We start from the raw sequence: 14,456 nt of genomic DNA, 5'->3' as shown, positions 1-14,456 counted from the left end.
CTGTAATAACCGGCTACAGGTCACCCCCCAATCAAGTGTGGGAGGGGGCTTGCTCCCGATTACAGTAGGTCAGTCAATACATCGGGAGACTGATACACCGCTATCGGGAGCAAGCCCCCTCCCACATTTTTCTCACCCGTATTACTGCCAGCTACGAAGTAACGCCGGCAACTCCGTCAGGCTGCGAATCTGTGCGTCCGGGAGTTTATCCCCTTCCCACACCTTGTCCGACGGGTTAAACCACACCGCCCGCAGCCCCGCCTGCTGCGCCCCAGCAATGTCGTCCCCGGGGTGGTCGCCAACATGCACCGCCGCACTGGCATCTACTCCGCCGCGCTGCAGCGCTTCCTGGAACAGCCGCGCATCCGGCTTGGCGATGCCAATATCTTCAGCGCGCAGCGCAAAGTGAAAATAGTCCGCCAGGCCAACACGCTGCACATCGGCATTGCCATTGGTGATCACACCCAGCAGAAAGTGCTGGCGCAGTGCTTGCAGCATCGGCTCGGCTTCTGGGAATGGCGTGAGCTGATGGCGGGCGTGAATGAACGCTTCGAAACACACATCGGCCATTTCCGTGGCCTCAGGCTGTGGGTAACCGGCCTCTTCAAACGCATGCATCAAGACTCGGTGGCGCAGGACGCTGATGCGGTGTTTGAGTTCGGGATGACGTTGCAGTACCTGCTGGCGAAGGCTGGCAAAATGCTCCAGGGGCAGGTCGCCAACTTTGGCGGCGTGGGTGGCCAGCCATTCGCGCATCGACGCTTCGGCGCCGATGATGACGGGTACGTTGTCCCAGAGCGTGTCGTCCAGGTCGAAGGTGATCAGCTTGATACTCATGAGTCGCCGCCCTTGATGCGTTTGGCCCGTGGATGGGCGCTGTCGTAGACCGTTGCCAGATGTTGGAAGTCCAGATGGGTGTAGATCTGCGTGGTCTTGATGTCGGAATGGCCGAGCAGTTCCTGCACGGCGCGCAGATCCTGGGACGATTCCAGCATATGGCTGGCAAAGGAGTGCCGCAGCATATGCGGGTGCAGGTTCTGCCCCAGCTCGCGCTCGCCCGCGGCCTTGACCCGAACCTGGATGGCCCGTGGCCCCAGGCGCCGGCCTTGCTGGCTGATAAACACCGCGTCGTCCACCGGGTTGGCCAGGGCGCGCAGCGGCAGCCAGGTTTGCAGGGCTTCGCGGGCTTTCCTGCCCACCGGCAGCACCCGGGTCTTGCTGCCCTTGCCGAGCACCTGCACCAGGCCGTCGGCCAGGTCCAGTTGATCGAGGTTCAGCCCCGTCAGCTCCGACAGGCGCAGGCCTGAAGAGTAGAACAGTTCGAGGATCGCCTGGTCGCGGTGGGCGAGGAAGTCGTCCTCCACGGCGCCATCGAGCAATTGCAAGGCGCGGTCGGTATCCAGGGTCTTGGGCAGGCGTCGCTCGCCTTTCGGCGGAGCCAGGCCATTGGCCGGGTCGTGGTCGCAGAGGCCTTCGCGATTGAGGTAGTGATAGAGGCCACGCACCGCCGACAGCAGGCGCGACAGGCTGCGTGAGGACTGGCCCGCCTGGTGCAACCTTGCGATCAGGCTGCGCAGGCTCTGGATATCCAGGGCCTTCCAACTGGCGATCTGCTGTTTTTCGCAGTAGGCCAGGACCTTGTTCAAGTCCCGTCGGTAAGCTTCCAGCGTATGGGGCGACACCTGGCGCTCGTTGCGCAGGTGAGCGCAATAAGCGTCCAGTTGCCGTTCCATGGCTAGCGCACCGCGCGAAGGGCGGTGGTGAAGCGCGGCAATACTCGGCCCAGCACTTCGGCGATATAGGTCAGGAACAGCGTGCCCACCGAGCTTTTGTAGTGCGCGGGATCGCGGCTGGCAATGGCCAGTACGCCGTGCAGGCCTTGATGGCTGAGGGCGACTACGGCGGTAGAGCCGATCTGCTTGCGCTGTTCGGCGCCGAACAGGAAGTCCAGTTCATGCTCGCGCAAGGTGCCGCTGATGGTCTTGCCTTCGGAAAGCAAGCCGCCGATCGCGGTTTGTGCGTCGTTGCCGCTGACCCAGCGACCCACCGGCATCGGGTTGTCGCTGAACAGAATCAGGCTGACAAAAGGCACCTGGAAGTCCTGGCGCAGGCTGTCTTCCACGGCAATCACCGTTTCTTCCAGGCTGCCGGCGTCCATCAGGGTAAGAATCAGGCGGCGGGTTTTCTCGAACAGACGGTCGTTGTCGCGGGCGACATCCATCAGGTGCGAGAGCTTGTGGCGCATTTCGATATTGCGCTCGCGCAGGATCTTCATCTGTCGCTCCACCAGCGATACGGTATCGCCACGCTGGTGGGGGATGCGCAGGGCCGGCAGCAGTTCTTCGTGTTCGACGAAGAAGTCCGGATTAGCCTCAAGGTACGCCGCGACGGCAGCGGCCTCCAGACTTTCGCTCGGGGTTGCTTGTGCGGGCACTTGAGGCTTATCGGTCATTGGCTTGGCTCACTCATAGACGGACCTGTCCTTCGTATACGCGCGAGGCCGGCCCGGTCATCATCACCGGGTGGCCAGGGCCTGCCCATTCGATGGACAAGCGTCCACCGGGCAGGTCGATCAACAGCGGCGAATCCATCCACCCCTGGCTGATCGCGGCCACGGCAGCGGCGCAAGCACCTGTACCGCAGGCCTGGGTTTCGCCGGCGCCGCGTTCCCACACACGCAATTGCGCGCGGGAACGGTCGATCACCTGCAGGAAGCCCACATTGACCCGCGCCGGAAAGCGCGGGTGGTGTTCGATCTTCGGCCCCAGTTCATGCACGGGCGCAGTGTTGATGTCGTTGACCCGCAGCACGGCATGGGGGTTGCCCATGGAGACGGCCGCCAGGTCGACGATCTTGCCGTCGACATCCACTGCATAGCTGGTGGCCTGCTCGCTGGCCTGGAACGGAATATCCGCCGGCACCAGGCGTGGCGCGCCCATGTTGACGCTGATCTGGCCGTCGCTGCGGATATCCAGCTCGATCACACCGCTCTTGGTCTCGACGCGAATCTGCCGCTTGGCGGTCAGGCGCTTGTCCAGCACAAAGCGTGCAAAGCAGCGCGCACCGTTGCCGCACTGTTCCACTTCGGAGCCGTCGGAGTTGAAGATCCGATAACGGAAATCCACCTCCGGGTTGCTTGGCGCCTCGACGATCAACAATTGGTCGAAACCAATCCCGGTATGCCGGTCGCCCCACTGTTTAGCGTGCTTGGGCAGGATGTGCGCGTGCTGGCTGACCAGGTCGAGGACCATGAAATCGTTGCCCAGCCCGTGCATCTTGGTAAAACGCAGCAGCATGGCTTACTCCGGCAGCAGGCTTTCGCCAGCATACAACTCGGCTACCGTCTCGCGGCGACGCACTTCAAACGCTTGATCACCGTCCACCAGCACCTCGGCGGTACGCCCGCGGGTGTTGTAGTTGGAACTCATGACAAACCCGTAGGCACCGGCCGAATGCACGACCAGCAGGTCGCCTTCTTCCAGGGCCAGTTGACGATCCTTCGCCAGGAAGTCACCGGTCTCGCAGATCGGGCCGACGATGTCATAGGCGCGCACTTCGCTGTTGCGAGGCGTCACCGCGGTGACATTCATCCAGGCCTGGTACAGCGCAGGGCGGATCAGGTCGTTCATCGCCGCGTCGACGATGGCAAAGTCCTTGTGCTCGGTGTGCTTGAGGTACTCGACCTGGGTCAGCAACACGCCGGCGTTGGCGACGATATAGCGGCCCGGCTCGAACATCAGCGTCAGGTCGCGGCCTTCGATGCGCTCACGCACGGCCTGGATATAGTCGGCGATCGCCGGGGGCTCTTCATCGCGATAACGCACGCCCACGCCACCGCCGAGGTCGATGTGGTGCAGGTAGATGCCGCATTCGCCCAGGCGGTCGATCAATGCCAGCAGGCGGTCGAGGGCATCCAGGAACGGTGGCAGTGTGGTCAGTTGCGAGCCGATATGGCAGTCGACACCCAGCACCTCCAGGTTCGGCAGCTGGGCGGCGCGGATGTACACGTCTTCGGCGTCGGCAATGGCGATGCCGAATTTGTTCTCTTTGAGACCGGTGGAAATGTACGGGTGGGTGCCGGCATCGACGTCCGGGTTGACGCGCAGGGAGATCGGCGCACGAACGCCCATCTCGGCCGCGACGACTTGCAGGCGCTCCAGTTCGTCGGTGGATTCGACATTGAAGCAATGCACGCCGACTTCCAGGGCCCGGCGCATGTCCTCGCGGCTCTTGCCGACGCCGGAGAACACGATCTTGTCGGGCTGGCCGCCGGCGGCCAGGACCCGTTCCAGCTCGCCACGGGAGACGATGTCGAAACCGGCGCCCAGACGCGCCAGGACATTCAGTACACCCAGGTTGGAGTTGGCCTTGACTGCGTAGCACACCAGGTGCGGTACGCCCTCGAGAGGGTCGGCGAACGAGCGGTATTGGGCTTCGATATGCGCACGGGAGTACACGTAGGTCGGGGTACCAAAGCGCTGGGCAATCGCGGACAACGCCACGCCTTCCGCGAACAGCTCGCCGTCCCGGTAGTTAAAAGCGTCCATGGAGTTCCCTTATTCGTAGGTGTCGTGCTTATGCGCTTTGGATGGCTTTTGCGACGATTGCGCCTGTTCATTCGGGTCTTTGCTGTCATCGGGCAGGTACAGCGGGCCTTTTTGACCACAGGCACTAACGAGGCAAGCGACCGCGACGAGCGCAGCAAGGGAAGAGATCAGGCGCTTCATGGCGAAATCCTTGAATAAGCATTAATTGCGCCCGAGTATACCGACCACCCGCCAGCTTGCCTATGCGCTGAAATACCCGTCCGGCGGGGGTTTGCCGAGATGGTCGGGAAGCGGACTACGCTGGTTGAGGATATTTCACGCCGTCAATCTTGCTGAAATCGGTATCCTTTGCAATCGGGGAGGCTCGCCCGTATCGTGCGGCGCTTGAGCAAAACCAGACACTTTTGAGGTTGCCACAATGAGTTTGACCGAAGCCCGTTTTCACGACCTGGTGGATGCGACCCAGCAGGCGCTGGAAGATATTTTTGACGATAGCGGCCTGGATGTGGACCTGGAAAACTCGGCCGGCGTGCTGACCGTCAAGTTCGAGAGTGGCCAGCAACTGATCTTCAGTCGCCAGGAACCGCTGCGTCAGCTGTGGCTGGCGGCGCGCTCCGGTGGCGTTCACTTCGACTACGACGAAGAAAGCGGCAAATGGCAGTGCGACAAGAGTGAAGAGTTGTTGGGCGAGATGCTCACGCGCCTGGTCCACGAATATACCGGCGCCGAGCTGGACTTTGACGAGATCTGATCGTGAGCCAGCCTGCACTCGTACGCCCGCCCAAGCCGCTGTTCAGTAATGTCAGCCCGGCGGTGCCGTCACCTTGTATCAGTTTGTGTCGCCTGGACGAGCAAAAAGTCTGCCTCGGCTGCTTCCGCCATGTGGAAGACATCCGTGAATGGCGCTCCGCCGATGATCAGCGGCGCCGAGTGATCGTGGCCCAGGCCGAGCAACGCAAGGCGGCGTCTTGAGCCTGTCTTGTTTATTTGCGCTGCTGTGATAGTGTCCGGGTACGCCTCAACTCATCGAGGCCCGTGAGAACCCCGCCTTTTCCTGGCGGGGTTTTGCTTTTTTGTGCAGAAAAAAGGAGTCTGCCTGAATCATGACCGCACCTTCCATCATCCTCACCCGTCTTGATGTGCAGCGTCTTGAGCAATTGATCGACCGTATGGACGAGACGCAGCCGGGCGTTATTGCGCTGCAAGCCGAACTCGACCGCGCCGAAGAAGTGGTTGGCCACGATGAAGTGCCTGCAACGGTCGTGACCATGAACTCCAGCGTGCATTGCCGTGAGCAAGGCAGCGGCAAGGACTACCACCTGACCCTGGTCTACCCGAAAGATGCGAACGCAGATGCAGGCAAGATTTCGGTCCTGGCCCCGGTGGGCAGTGCCTTGCTTGGCTTGCAGGTAGGGCAGCACATCGATTGGCCGGCACCGGGTGGCAAGACCCTCAAGCTTGAACTGCTCAGCGTTGAAGGCCAGCCGAAAGATGGCGGTGCCTTCCCTCTCTAAATCTGGCTCAGCGCTTCATTCAGCGCGAGCTCCAGCTCGGCCTTGTAGCGCAGATACAAATTGCTTGGGCTTTGCACATCACCGAGCAGCCCCGACAGGTCGAGGTCGGTGATGTAGCAGCGGTAGCGCTCGGCTTCCCGGCGTTGACCGACGATCTCCTGGGCGACCACGGCAAAGAGCTGGTCGCCGAATTCCAGTTCTGAAAATTCCCGCTGATTGCAGTACAGGGTAATGCCCACCTGGCCCTGCGCCGCCTTGCCGATAATCGCCTGCACGTCATAAAACGGTTTGTTGGCGGGATTTTGCGGGGCCGGCCGCGGCTCGACGCCGCGCGCGCGCGTGCCTCCCGACGGCAACAGTTGGTAGTACAAGGTTTGCACCTCGCCCAACGGTTGTTGCGTATCCAAAGGCGACAGCGCTTCCCGGCGATAGATGATCGACTGCAAAAAGCGCTGCAGCGGTGCCAACAGGCTCTGCTCATCATGAAACGGCAAGCTCTGCTGCCAGAGCGCGTTGAACTCATCCAGCACATACAGCTCGGCGAAGCCTTCGTTGACCCGGTAGAACACCTGCACGCAATCGGCCATGCCCATGGGCAGCAACAGCGCCAGGTCGTGGTCTTCCAGGGCCATGGCATCCAGATGCAGCGGGCTGTAGCTGGCCAGCTCCTCGCTGAGATAGGCGACCAGTGCATCCTGGGTCGCCAGCGATACGTGGGTGGCCTGGCCCGGCATCAACTCCATCACGTGATAGTGCTGCTGCACTTGGAGCAAGTAGCGGTGGTTGCCTTGACCCAGCAGCAGGTTTTGCGCGGTATCGAAGACTTCTTCCACGCGCTGGGCAATGAATTGCGCACGGTTATGGCAAAAACAGCGTACCCGCAGGCGTGGCAAGTGATCTGACGGCAGTTGATTGAGGTAGTCGCGCAGGCAATCGAGCAGGGCGTGCGGGCCGTCGTAGCGGCTGACCATCACCTCGTTCCAACTGTTGAGGGTGACCTGGTCCAGGGTCAGTACGAGGTTGTCGCGCACACCGGCATAACTCAGGGAATCGGTGCGCTCCGTCGTCATCAGGATATTCAGGTCGCGATGATGCTTGAGTGGGTCGACGCCGACGTTGATCAGCAGCAACACTTCCTCGGGCACCGCCGAGCGCAGCAGGCGCGCTTCATCAACGCTGGCCAGGGGAAGGGCGATCGTCTGTTGCAGGCTGCCCAGCAGGTTGAACAGCTCGAATTCGGTCATGTCGCTGGTGCCGGGGTGCAGCGCCAGGCGGGTGCTGCTGTCGATGACGCCGTTGCGGTGGCACCAGGTGAGCATTTCCAGCAGGTCGCGGCTGCGCTTGATCGGCGCGAAGTGCTCCCACTCCAGGGCCGTGAGGTTGCCGTTGTACAGGCCCCAGTGGTGCTGGCCGGGCTCCTTGCGGTTGGGCGATTGCACCAGGGTCAGGGTGTCTTCGGCCAGGTCCGGGGCGATGCCGGGGTTGATGAATTCGACTTTGCCCGCCTTGCGTTCAAAGGCTGCGTACAGGCGCCGACCGAGCACATTGAGGTCACGCTTGTTGATCAGGCTGACGGTCTGTTCGGTACGGGCGAATTGGGTCAGGAAGCGATAGCTGTAGTTCAGCTCGCTGACCAGGGCCCGGCGCTCGGAGGCCACCTGGCGTACTTTCCACTGGCTGCGGCTGTCCAGCAGCGCCAGTTGGCGCTGGTCCCAGCCCCACTCATGGGCCAGGCGTTCCAGCAACAGCCGTTGCCAGCTGGCATTGCGCTGACCGGCGCTGAGTTTGCGGTTGACCTTCAGGTACAAGGCGCGGCGCACCAGTTCCAGGCGCTCGGGCTCGTTGCGTGCCCGGAGGTATTCCTCGATACGGCGGTACACCACGATGTACGGGTCCAGCTCATCCAGGTCCATCTGGTTGGCGAACACCGCGCGCTTGAAGCGCAGGCTCAGGCAATGCACGTTCGGGTGCTCGCTGGCGTAGACCTCGGTCAGCAGCAGCTTGAGTACCGATTTGTACGGCGACTCGATGCCCTTGAACAGTTGCCACAGCCCGGCACCAATGAATTCACCGGGAGGGATGCGCGCCAGGTGGCCGAGGTCGAGGGTTTCATCGGCGCGGATAAAACGTTTTGAGATCAGTGTGTGGGTGAATTCCGCATAGCGGGTTTCTTCATACACCGGCACCAGCCACCAGATCGGCGTGCGCCCGGCCAGCCAGATGGCTGTGCGGTAGAACTCGTCCAACAACAGGTAGTGCTGGGTCGTGCCGCAGTCGTCGGAGCTCAGCTGCGTATCGCGCTCGCCGAGTACGAAGCGCGTCGGCTCGATCAGGAAGAAGTGTGCCTCGGCGCCCATCGTGAGGGCCCAGGCTTCCAGCAGTTGGCATTTTTTGCGCAGCTCCGCGAGCTCGTTTTCACCCAGGTCGGGGGCGTGGCACACCCACACATCCATGTCACTCTGATCGGCCTGGGCCAGGGTGCCGAGGCTGCCCATCAGGAACAGGCCATGGATCGGTTTGGGTTGATTAACCGTACGCGGCTTGTAAGAGAACGAGCGGGTCAAGCGCTGGGCTTCGGTCAGGGCCTGGGCGTCGGGCTCGAAGTTCGACAGCCCGGCTGGCGTGCTGCCCGATACGTAACCTGGCAACAGCGGATGATTGACGTGAAAAAACAGCGGCAGCAGGGTCAGCACGCTTTGCTGGCGCGGCGTCAGCCCTTCGACGGCACGAGCCATGCGACCTTCATTGAGGGCCATGAAGCGCGCGCGCAATTGGGCCAGCACCTTGCGGTCGATGCCTTCGTCCAGGTCAGGGCGGATTTCATGGGTGCGGGTCATGTCGAACTCGGTGGCTCGCAGGGCCCGACATGGGCGGCCATGTAGGAGTTTACATTCAGTAGTGCAGGAGGTTTAGAGGGAAATGGTTTTTGACGTCAGAATTTTCTCGTTCCCACAGCAACGCCCTCGGAATCCGCACGGGGCGGACTCCATGGGCGGTATCAAGTATCAGGCGGCTTCTTTGGTCGCGGCGGTCGTCAGAATAGTCAGCAGGCTTTGTGCGTGCTCGGCAGCATCCCGGCCAAGGCTGGTCAGATAACCGCCATCTGGCTGGTCGATCAAGTCTTTGTCATACAGGCGCCGGGCAGCAGCGATGGCAGTGGGAGCGGCGGTCTGGTGGACTTTCAGACCTTCCTGGGAGCTACCCAGGTTGAAGAGTGCAAGGATTTCCAGTTCGGCAACCAACTCAGGGGTATACGACATAAGGACTCCAGACTTTCTAAAATTTATTAGAGGCTAGCAGACCATAAGGTGAACGCACTTTGCCGAACTGTCCAGCGTGTTGCGGTGTGCCGGGATTATTCCTTTTCGGGAGGCAGCTCAGGCAGTGCCCGCAGCGCTGTTTCATACCATTCGGTATTGAATGCGCGGTCATCATCCAGCATCGCGTCGATCTCGAAAGCCAACACATGAGCCATGAGATTCAGGATCTCCTCACGCTCATAACCCACCAGAGTCAGTTTGTTGAAAGTGGCCTTGGCGGCAGGTGGGTTGTCGCTTTCGATCTGGTTTTCGATCGCTTCGATCAAGGTGTTTTCGGTGAACTCTTCTTCGTCGCTGTCGATATCGGTCGGCTCGCTCATGGCAGGCTCCTCAAGGAAAGGGCGCCAGTCTACCCCCATTCAGGCAGGTGATGCTGCTGGCCAGGCGGGCTATAACGCTTGCAGCGGCTTCATGTACAGCGTGAACCTCGCCTGTGCGGTGGGCGAGAAGCTGTTTCTGGAGAGGCTGCCTGCCATGCCCAATGCGCAGAAGGTGGCGGCGGACAGGGAAGCAGCGATGCCGGCGTTCATGGCGATGAATGCGGCCAAAAAGTGATCAAGTGTGTGAGGGGGGCTTGCCCCCCTCACACATTTTTTTAGCGACTGGCGAGCAGGGCCTGGCCGCGCAAGACGGCTGCCTTCACCTGCGCCGGCGCGGTACCGCCCACGTGGTTACGGGCATTCACCGAGCCTTCCAGGGTCAACACGGCAAACACGTCCTGTTCGATCTGGTCACTGAACTGGCGCAGTTCTTCCAGGCTCATTTCCGCCAGGTCCTTGCCGGTGTCCACGCCGTACTTCACCGCATGGCCAACGATCTCGTGGCAGTCGCGGAACGGCAGGCCACGGCGTACCAGGTAGTCCGCCAGGTCAGTCGCCGTGGAGAAACCGCGCAGGGCCGCTTCACGCATGATCGCGTGCTTGGGCTTGATCGCCGGGATCATGTCGGCAAACGCGCGCAGCGAATCGCGCAGGGTGTCGGCGGCGTCGAACAGCGGTTCCTTGTCTTCCTGGTTGTCCTTGTTGTAGGCCAAAGGCTGGCCTTTCATCAGGGTCAGCAGGCCCATCAGTGCGCCGAATACACGGCCGCTCTTGCCACGCACCAGCTCGGGCACGTCGGGGTTTTTCTTTTGCGGCATGATCGAGCTGCCGGTGCAGAAGCGGTCCGGCAGGTCGATGAACTGGAATTGCGCACTGGTCCACAGCACCAGCTCTTCGGAGAAACGCGACAGATGCATCATCGCAATGCTGGCGGCGGCGCAGAATTCGATGGCGAAATCGCGGTCCGATACGCCGTCCAGAGAGTTGCCGCCGACGGCGTCGAAGCCCAGCAGTTGTGCGGTGTACTCACGGTCGATCGGGTACGTGGTGCCGGCCAGGGCGGCGCTGCCGAGCGGCATGCGATTGGCGCGCTTGCGGCAATCCACCAGGCGCTCGTAGTCGCGGCTGAGCATTTCGAACCAGGCCAGCAGGTGGTGACCGAAGGTCACCGGTTGTGCGGTTTGCAGGTGGGTGAAGCCGGGCATGATGGTGTCCGCCTCACGCTCAGCCTGCTCCAGCAAACCTTTCTGCAAGCGGGTGATTTCGGCCAGGATCAGGTCGATTTCGTCGCGCAGCCACAGGCGGATGTCGGTGGCCACCTGATCGTTACGGCTACGACCGGTGTGCAGTTTCTTGCCGGTCACACCGATACGGTCGGTGAGGCGGGCCTCGATGTTCATGTGCACGTCTTCCAGGTCGACACGCCAGTCGAACGTACCGGCTTCGATCTCACCGCGGATGGTGGTCAGGCCATCGATGATGCTGTCGCGCTCGGCGTCGGTCAGCACGCCGACCTTGGCCAGCATCGTCGCATGGGCGATGGAGCCCATGATGTCGTGGCGGTACAGGCGCTGGTCAAAGGTGACGGAGGCGGTGAAGCGGGCGACGAAGGCGTCGACGGGTTCACTGAAGCGGCCGCCCCAGGACTGGTTGGTCTTGTCGGTGCTCATGGATTCGCTCGTGGTCTGCTTATTAAGAGGCATGAAAGTGTGGCGGCGATAATAACAGGGTTGCCCTTGGAGGCGGTGCTGCGGGTCGTCGGCATTTTTATTTGTGCAAAGGATGGCTAAGTGCCTTGCCGCCGACCGCGTCCAGGACGAGACTGGAGGCAGCTGCTTATTGATACGATATTTGACGATTGAGCAATATCGTCTCGGCGAGCGTCTACAGTTGGACTGATAGTGTGTGAATGCACCAAAGTCGGGTAATGCGGTCAGAGCCTGACTATCCATTTAAAAGGGGGGTATTCGGATTGTGCATCAGCAAACCCTACGACGATGCCCGAAGGCAGCAGGTCTTGGGCGCTATTGAACAGGTCCGGGTAAATATGGGTGCCGCTGTCAGGGCACTTTTTGCCGCTCGCGCTAGTCTTAGCGTGGATCGCTGTGACGCAAGTCACCGCACCTGTCTACGCTATCCTTGTGCGAGACTCACGCAGGAATCCAGCGCTATATGAATGTCCTGATCGTTGATGACGAACCCCAAGCCCGCGAGCGACTGAGCCGTTTGGTCAGTGATCTCGAGGGTTATACAGTCCTTGAACCGAGTGCCACCAGCGGAGAGGAGGCGTTGACGTTGATCGACAGCCTCAAGCCGGACGTGGTGTTGCTCGATATCCGCATGCCGGGCCTTGATGGCCTGCAAGTTGCCGCCCGACTGAGTGAGCGCGAATCGCCACCCGCCGTGGTGTTATTTGCGGCGCAGGAAGAGTTTGCCGCGCAGACACTGGAGGCCAGTGGTGTCAGCTTCGTGGTCAAGCCGGTGACTGCCGAAGCCTTGCTCAGGGCCCTGAAGAAAGCTGAACGCCCCAACCGCACCCAGCTTGCTGCCCTGACCCAGCCGGCCGCCCAAAGTGGTAACGGGCCGCGCAGCCATATCAGTGCCCGCACACGCAAAGGCATCGAGCTGATCCCTTTGAACCAGGTGGTCTACTTCATTGCCGATCACAAGTACGTGACCTTGCGACATGAGGCCGGTGAAGTGTTGCTAGATGAGCCGCTCAAGGCCCTTGAGGATGAGTTCGGTGACCGCTTCGTGCGTATTCACCGTAACGCGCTAGTGGCCCGCGAGCGGATCGAGCGCCTGCAGCGCACGCCCCTCGGGCACTTTCAGTTGTTCCTCAAAGGGCTTAACGGGGATGCGTTGATTGTCAGCCGACGCCATGTCGCCGGCGTGCGCAAGATGATGCAGCAGCTTTAGCCCGGGGGTTTTGGCGAGACTGTATTCATTATCCCGGTGCGACGTGGCCAGGGAGGCCCCGCACTTGCTGATTCAAATCAAAGCGTATTTGCCTGAGCTGTTATTATCTGCCGTATCTATTCAGTACGGATTGATCCATGTCCTCTCGCGAAATCCGCATCGCCACCCGTAAAAGCGCCCTGGCCTTGTGGCAGGCCGAATACGTCAAAGCACGTCTTGAGCAGGCCCATCCCGGCCTCAAGGTGACCCTGGTGCCCATGGTCAGTCGCGGCGACAAGCTGCTGGACTCGCCGCTGTCGAAGATCGGCGGCAAGGGCCTGTTCGTCAAGGAACTGGAAACAGCGCTGCTGGAAAACGAAGCCGACATCGCTGTGCATTCAATGAAAGACGTGCCCATGGACTTCCCCGAAGGCCTGGGCCTGTTTTGCATCTGTGAACGTGAAGACCCGCGTGATGCCTTCGTTTCCAACACCTTCGCGTCCTTGGATGACTTGCCTCTGGGCAGCATTGTCGGCACCTCCAGCCTGCGTCGCCAGGCACAATTGTTGACCCGTCGTCCGGACCTGCAGATTCGCTTCCTGCGTGGCAACGTCAACACCCGCCTGGCCAAGCTCGATGCCGGTGAGTATGACGCGATCATCCTCGCTGCCGCCGGCCTGATCCGTTTGGGCTTCGAAGACCGCATCACCTCGGCCATCAGCGTCGAAGACAGTCTGCCTGCTGGTGGGCAAGGCGCCGTGGGCATTGAATGCCGCACCGCCGACAGTGAAATCCACGCTCTGCTCAAACCCCTGGATCACCACGATACTGAAGTGCGCGTCACGGCCGAACGCGCCCTGAACAAGCACCTCAACGGTGGCTGTCAGGTGCCGATCGCCTGTTACGCCGTGCTCGAAGGTGAAAACCTGTGGCTGCGTGGCCTGGTTGGGGATCCGGAAGGGGGCACTCTGCTGACTGCCGAAGTCCGTGGTCCGCAACGTGATGCCGTCGCCTTGGGTGTCCAGGTGGCTGAAGAGCTGTTGGACAAGGGGGCTGGCGCCATTCTGCAAAAGGTCTACGGCGAGGCCGGCCCGCAGTGACCGACTGGCGAGTGCTGCTGACACGGCCTGCCGAGGAATCGGCAGCCCTGGCGGCGGCGTTGTCCGAAGCCGGTATCCTCAGCAGCAGCCTGCCTTTGCTGGACATCGAGCCGTTACCCGTTACCCCCGAACAACAGGCCATCTTCGGCGATCTTGGCCGCTATTGTGCGGTGATCGTGGTGAGCAAACCGGCGGCGCGGCTTGCCGTACAACAGTTGGATCAAGCCTGGCCGCAACTGTCGTGGTTCAGCGTCGGTGCGGCCACCGCGCAGGTCCTGGCTGATCACGGCCTCTGCGTTCACTATCCCCAAACCGGCGACGACAGCGAGGCCTTGCTTCAATTGCCTGCGTTGCGCGAGGCTATCGCACGGCCCGGTGCGCGGGTTTTGATCCTGCGCGGCGAGGGGGGGCGGGAGCTGCTGGCTGAGCGTTTGCGCGAGCAAGGTGCTAGTGTCGACTACCTGGAGTTGTATCGCCGTTTCCTGCCGACTTACGACACGGGTGTACTGACCCGGCGCATCCAGTTGGAACGCTTGAACGGCCTGGTGGTCAGCAGTGGGCAGGGTTTTTTGCACCTGCAAGCCTTGGCCGGACCCGATTGGCCACAGGTGGCACAGCTGCCGTTGTTCGTGCCCAGCCCCCGAGTCGCCGAGATGGCGCGGGCCGCTGGCGCAGAAAAAGTTGTGGATTGTCGCGGCGCGAGCGCCGCGGCTTTGTTAGTGGCGTTACGGAGTCATGCCGTTCCCACTCTCTGATA

At 61.4% G+C, this 14,456-nt stretch carries 17 protein-coding genes and 1 pseudogene; 8 read left to right on the top strand and 10 right to left on the bottom strand.

What is annotated here, in order from left to right:
* Positions 1 to 141: 141 nt before the first annotated feature.
* The 6 genes from HDC32_RS19570 to lptM are packed head-to-tail and all read right to left on the bottom strand — an operon-like array spanning position 142 to position 4,727.
* Positions 142 to 837 (bottom strand): HAD family hydrolase, encoded by a 696-nt coding sequence (locus HDC32_RS19570; protein WP_131697625.1) that lies wholly within the window; start codon positions 835 to 837, stop codon positions 142 to 144.
* On the bottom strand, positions 834 to 1,733 hold the full coding sequence (gene xerC, locus HDC32_RS19565; RefSeq protein WP_131697624.1) for a tyrosine recombinase XerC: 900 nt from the start codon (positions 1,731 to 1,733) through the stop codon (positions 834 to 836). Before xerC ends, HDC32_RS19570 begins: the two co-directional genes overlap by 4 nt.
* Before the next feature lie 2 nt (positions 1,734 to 1,735).
* A complete protein-coding gene (locus tag HDC32_RS19560) occupies positions 1,736 to 2,452 on the bottom strand; it encodes a DUF484 family protein (RefSeq protein ID WP_131697623.1) in 717 nt (238 codons plus the stop codon).
* A gap of 13 nt (positions 2,453 to 2,465) precedes the next feature.
* Positions 2,466 to 3,296 carry a diaminopimelate epimerase gene (gene dapF, locus HDC32_RS19555; RefSeq protein ID WP_131697622.1) on the bottom strand — a complete coding sequence of 277 codons (831 nt, stop codon included), beginning with the start codon at positions 3,294 to 3,296 and terminating at the stop codon, positions 2,466 to 2,468.
* Between the two features lie 3 nt (positions 3,297 to 3,299).
* Positions 3,300 to 4,547: a diaminopimelate decarboxylase gene (gene lysA / locus HDC32_RS19550; protein ID WP_145337427.1), complete on the bottom strand. Its 1,248-nt coding sequence runs from the start codon at positions 4,545 to 4,547 to the stop codon at positions 3,300 to 3,302.
* Positions 4,548 to 4,556: 9 nt separating this feature from the next.
* Complete coding sequence (lptM, locus tag HDC32_RS19545) at positions 4,557 to 4,727, bottom strand: LPS translocon maturation chaperone LptM (RefSeq protein WP_010207449.1); 171 nt, start codon at positions 4,725 to 4,727, stop codon at positions 4,557 to 4,559.
* Between the two features lie 238 nt (positions 4,728 to 4,965).
* Here lptM and cyaY point away from each other — a divergent pair, with 238 nt between their 5' ends.
* The 3 genes from cyaY (at position 4,966) to rnk (ending at position 6,061) form a co-directional block, all read left to right on the top strand.
* Positions 4,966 to 5,298, top strand: coding sequence for an iron donor protein CyaY (gene cyaY / locus HDC32_RS19540; RefSeq protein WP_032884360.1), 333 nt, complete (start codon positions 4,966 to 4,968; stop codon positions 5,296 to 5,298).
* Positions 5,299 to 5,300: 2 nt separating this feature from the next.
* Positions 5,301 to 5,519 carry a DUF1289 domain-containing protein gene (locus HDC32_RS19535; protein ID WP_131697620.1) on the top strand — a complete coding sequence of 73 codons (219 nt, stop codon included), beginning with the start codon at positions 5,301 to 5,303 and terminating at the stop codon, positions 5,517 to 5,519.
* Positions 5,520 to 5,650: 131 nt separating this feature from the next.
* Entirely contained in the window at positions 5,651 to 6,061 is a 411-nt protein-coding gene (gene rnk, locus HDC32_RS19530; RefSeq protein ID WP_131697619.1) for a nucleoside diphosphate kinase regulator, read from the top strand.
* Here the strand turns inward: rnk and HDC32_RS19525 are convergent.
* The 3 genes from HDC32_RS19525 to HDC32_RS19515 form a co-directional block, all read right to left on the bottom strand.
* Entirely contained in the window at positions 6,058 to 8,898 is a 2,841-nt protein-coding gene (locus HDC32_RS19525; protein WP_184745187.1) for a class I adenylate cyclase, read from the bottom strand. The genes rnk and HDC32_RS19525 overlap by 4 nt on opposite strands.
* A gap of 168 nt (positions 8,899 to 9,066) precedes the next feature.
* Positions 9,067 to 9,321, bottom strand: coding sequence for a TIGR02647 family protein (locus HDC32_RS19520; protein ID WP_145337429.1), 255 nt, complete (start codon positions 9,319 to 9,321; stop codon positions 9,067 to 9,069).
* A gap of 95 nt (positions 9,322 to 9,416) precedes the next feature.
* A complete protein-coding gene (locus HDC32_RS19515) occupies positions 9,417 to 9,701 on the bottom strand; it encodes a hypothetical protein (protein WP_065926681.1) in 285 nt (94 codons plus the stop codon).
* Between the two features lie 91 nt (positions 9,702 to 9,792).
* On the opposite strand from HDC32_RS19515, the gene HDC32_RS19510 reads away from it, so the two are divergent.
* Positions 9,793 to 9,936 carry a hypothetical protein gene (locus tag HDC32_RS19510; protein WP_405046452.1) on the top strand — a complete coding sequence of 48 codons (144 nt, stop codon included), beginning with the start codon at positions 9,793 to 9,795 and terminating at the stop codon, positions 9,934 to 9,936.
* 40 nt (positions 9,937 to 9,976) lie between these two features.
* On the opposite strand, the gene argH is transcribed toward HDC32_RS19510, so the two are convergent.
* Positions 9,977 to 11,371 (bottom strand): argininosuccinate lyase, encoded by a 1,395-nt coding sequence (gene argH / locus HDC32_RS19505; RefSeq protein ID WP_131697616.1) that lies wholly within the window; start codon positions 11,369 to 11,371, stop codon positions 9,977 to 9,979.
* Positions 11,372 to 11,760: 389 nt separating this feature from the next.
* Between argH and HDC32_RS32495 the strand changes: the two are divergent.
* From HDC32_RS32495 to HDC32_RS32105, 4 genes and pseudogenes are all read left to right on the top strand, one after another.
* Positions 11,761 to 11,877 (top strand): annotated as a pseudogene (locus HDC32_RS32495) (sensor histidine kinase); the annotation flags it as partial.
* Positions 11,874 to 12,620 carry a LytTR family DNA-binding domain-containing protein gene (locus HDC32_RS19500; protein WP_131697615.1) on the top strand — a complete coding sequence of 249 codons (747 nt, stop codon included), beginning with the start codon at positions 11,874 to 11,876 and terminating at the stop codon, positions 12,618 to 12,620. The pseudogene HDC32_RS32495 and the gene HDC32_RS19500, both read left to right, overlap by 4 nt.
* A 137-nt stretch (positions 12,621 to 12,757) precedes the next feature.
* The gene (gene hemC / locus HDC32_RS19495; RefSeq protein ID WP_131697614.1) at positions 12,758 to 13,699 is read left to right on the top strand and encodes a hydroxymethylbilane synthase; all 942 of its coding nucleotides are present in this window, start codon (positions 12,758 to 12,760) and stop codon (positions 13,697 to 13,699) included.
* Positions 13,696 to 14,454: a uroporphyrinogen-III synthase gene (locus HDC32_RS32105; protein ID WP_311771977.1), complete on the top strand. Its 759-nt coding sequence runs from the start codon at positions 13,696 to 13,698 to the stop codon at positions 14,452 to 14,454. The genes hemC and HDC32_RS32105 overlap by 4 nt, the downstream gene beginning before the upstream one ends.
* Positions 14,455 to 14,456 lie beyond the last annotated feature (2 nt).

Origin of the sequence: Pseudomonas sp. JAI120, from assembly GCF_014207255.1 — a bacterium.
GTDB lineage: Bacteria > Pseudomonadota > Gammaproteobacteria > Pseudomonadales > Pseudomonadaceae > Aquipseudomonas.
The sequence above is the reverse complement of the archived record's forward strand: the minus strand, read 5'-3'. Positions and strand labels throughout refer to the sequence as shown.

What these genes read in the sequence shown, in the direction of transcription:
- HDC32_RS19510 (WP_405046452.1), top strand. Translation starts at nt 9,793, where the DNA reads ATGTACAGCGTGAACCTCGCCTGTGCGGTGGGCGAGAAGCTGTTTCTG.
- HDC32_RS19520 (WP_145337429.1), bottom strand. Translation starts at nt 9,321, where the DNA reads ATGTCGTATACCCCTGAGTTGGTTGCCGAACTGGAAATCCTTGCACTC.
- argH (WP_131697616.1), bottom strand. Translation starts at nt 11,371, where the DNA reads ATGAGCACCGACAAGACCAACCAGTCCTGGGGCGGCCGCTTCAGTGAA.
- HDC32_RS19570 (WP_131697625.1), bottom strand. Translation starts at nt 837, where the DNA reads ATGAGTATCAAGCTGATCACCTTCGACCTGGACGACACGCTCTGGGAC.
- HDC32_RS19560 (WP_131697623.1), bottom strand. Translation starts at nt 2,452, where the DNA reads ATGACCGATAAGCCTCAAGTGCCCGCACAAGCAACCCCGAGCGAAAGT.
- cyaY (WP_032884360.1), top strand. Translation starts at nt 4,966, where the DNA reads ATGAGTTTGACCGAAGCCCGTTTTCACGACCTGGTGGATGCGACCCAG.
- hemC (WP_131697614.1), top strand. Translation starts at nt 12,758, where the DNA reads ATGTCCTCTCGCGAAATCCGCATCGCCACCCGTAAAAGCGCCCTGGCC.
- HDC32_RS19500 (WP_131697615.1), top strand. Translation starts at nt 11,874, where the DNA reads ATGAATGTCCTGATCGTTGATGACGAACCCCAAGCCCGCGAGCGACTG.
- HDC32_RS19515 (WP_065926681.1), bottom strand. Translation starts at nt 9,701, where the DNA reads ATGAGCGAGCCGACCGATATCGACAGCGACGAAGAAGAGTTCACCGAA.
- HDC32_RS19525 (WP_184745187.1), bottom strand. Translation starts at nt 8,898, where the DNA reads ATGACCCGCACCCATGAAATCCGCCCTGACCTGGACGAAGGCATCGAC.
- dapF (WP_131697622.1), bottom strand. Translation starts at nt 3,296, where the DNA reads ATGCTGCTGCGTTTTACCAAGATGCACGGGCTGGGCAACGATTTCATG.
- rnk (WP_131697619.1), top strand. Translation starts at nt 5,651, where the DNA reads ATGACCGCACCTTCCATCATCCTCACCCGTCTTGATGTGCAGCGTCTT.
- xerC (WP_131697624.1), bottom strand. Translation starts at nt 1,733, where the DNA reads ATGGAACGGCAACTGGACGCTTATTGCGCTCACCTGCGCAACGAGCGC.
- lptM (WP_010207449.1), bottom strand. Translation starts at nt 4,727, where the DNA reads ATGAAGCGCCTGATCTCTTCCCTTGCTGCGCTCGTCGCGGTCGCTTGC.
- lysA (WP_145337427.1), bottom strand. Translation starts at nt 4,547, where the DNA reads ATGGACGCTTTTAACTACCGGGACGGCGAGCTGTTCGCGGAAGGCGTG.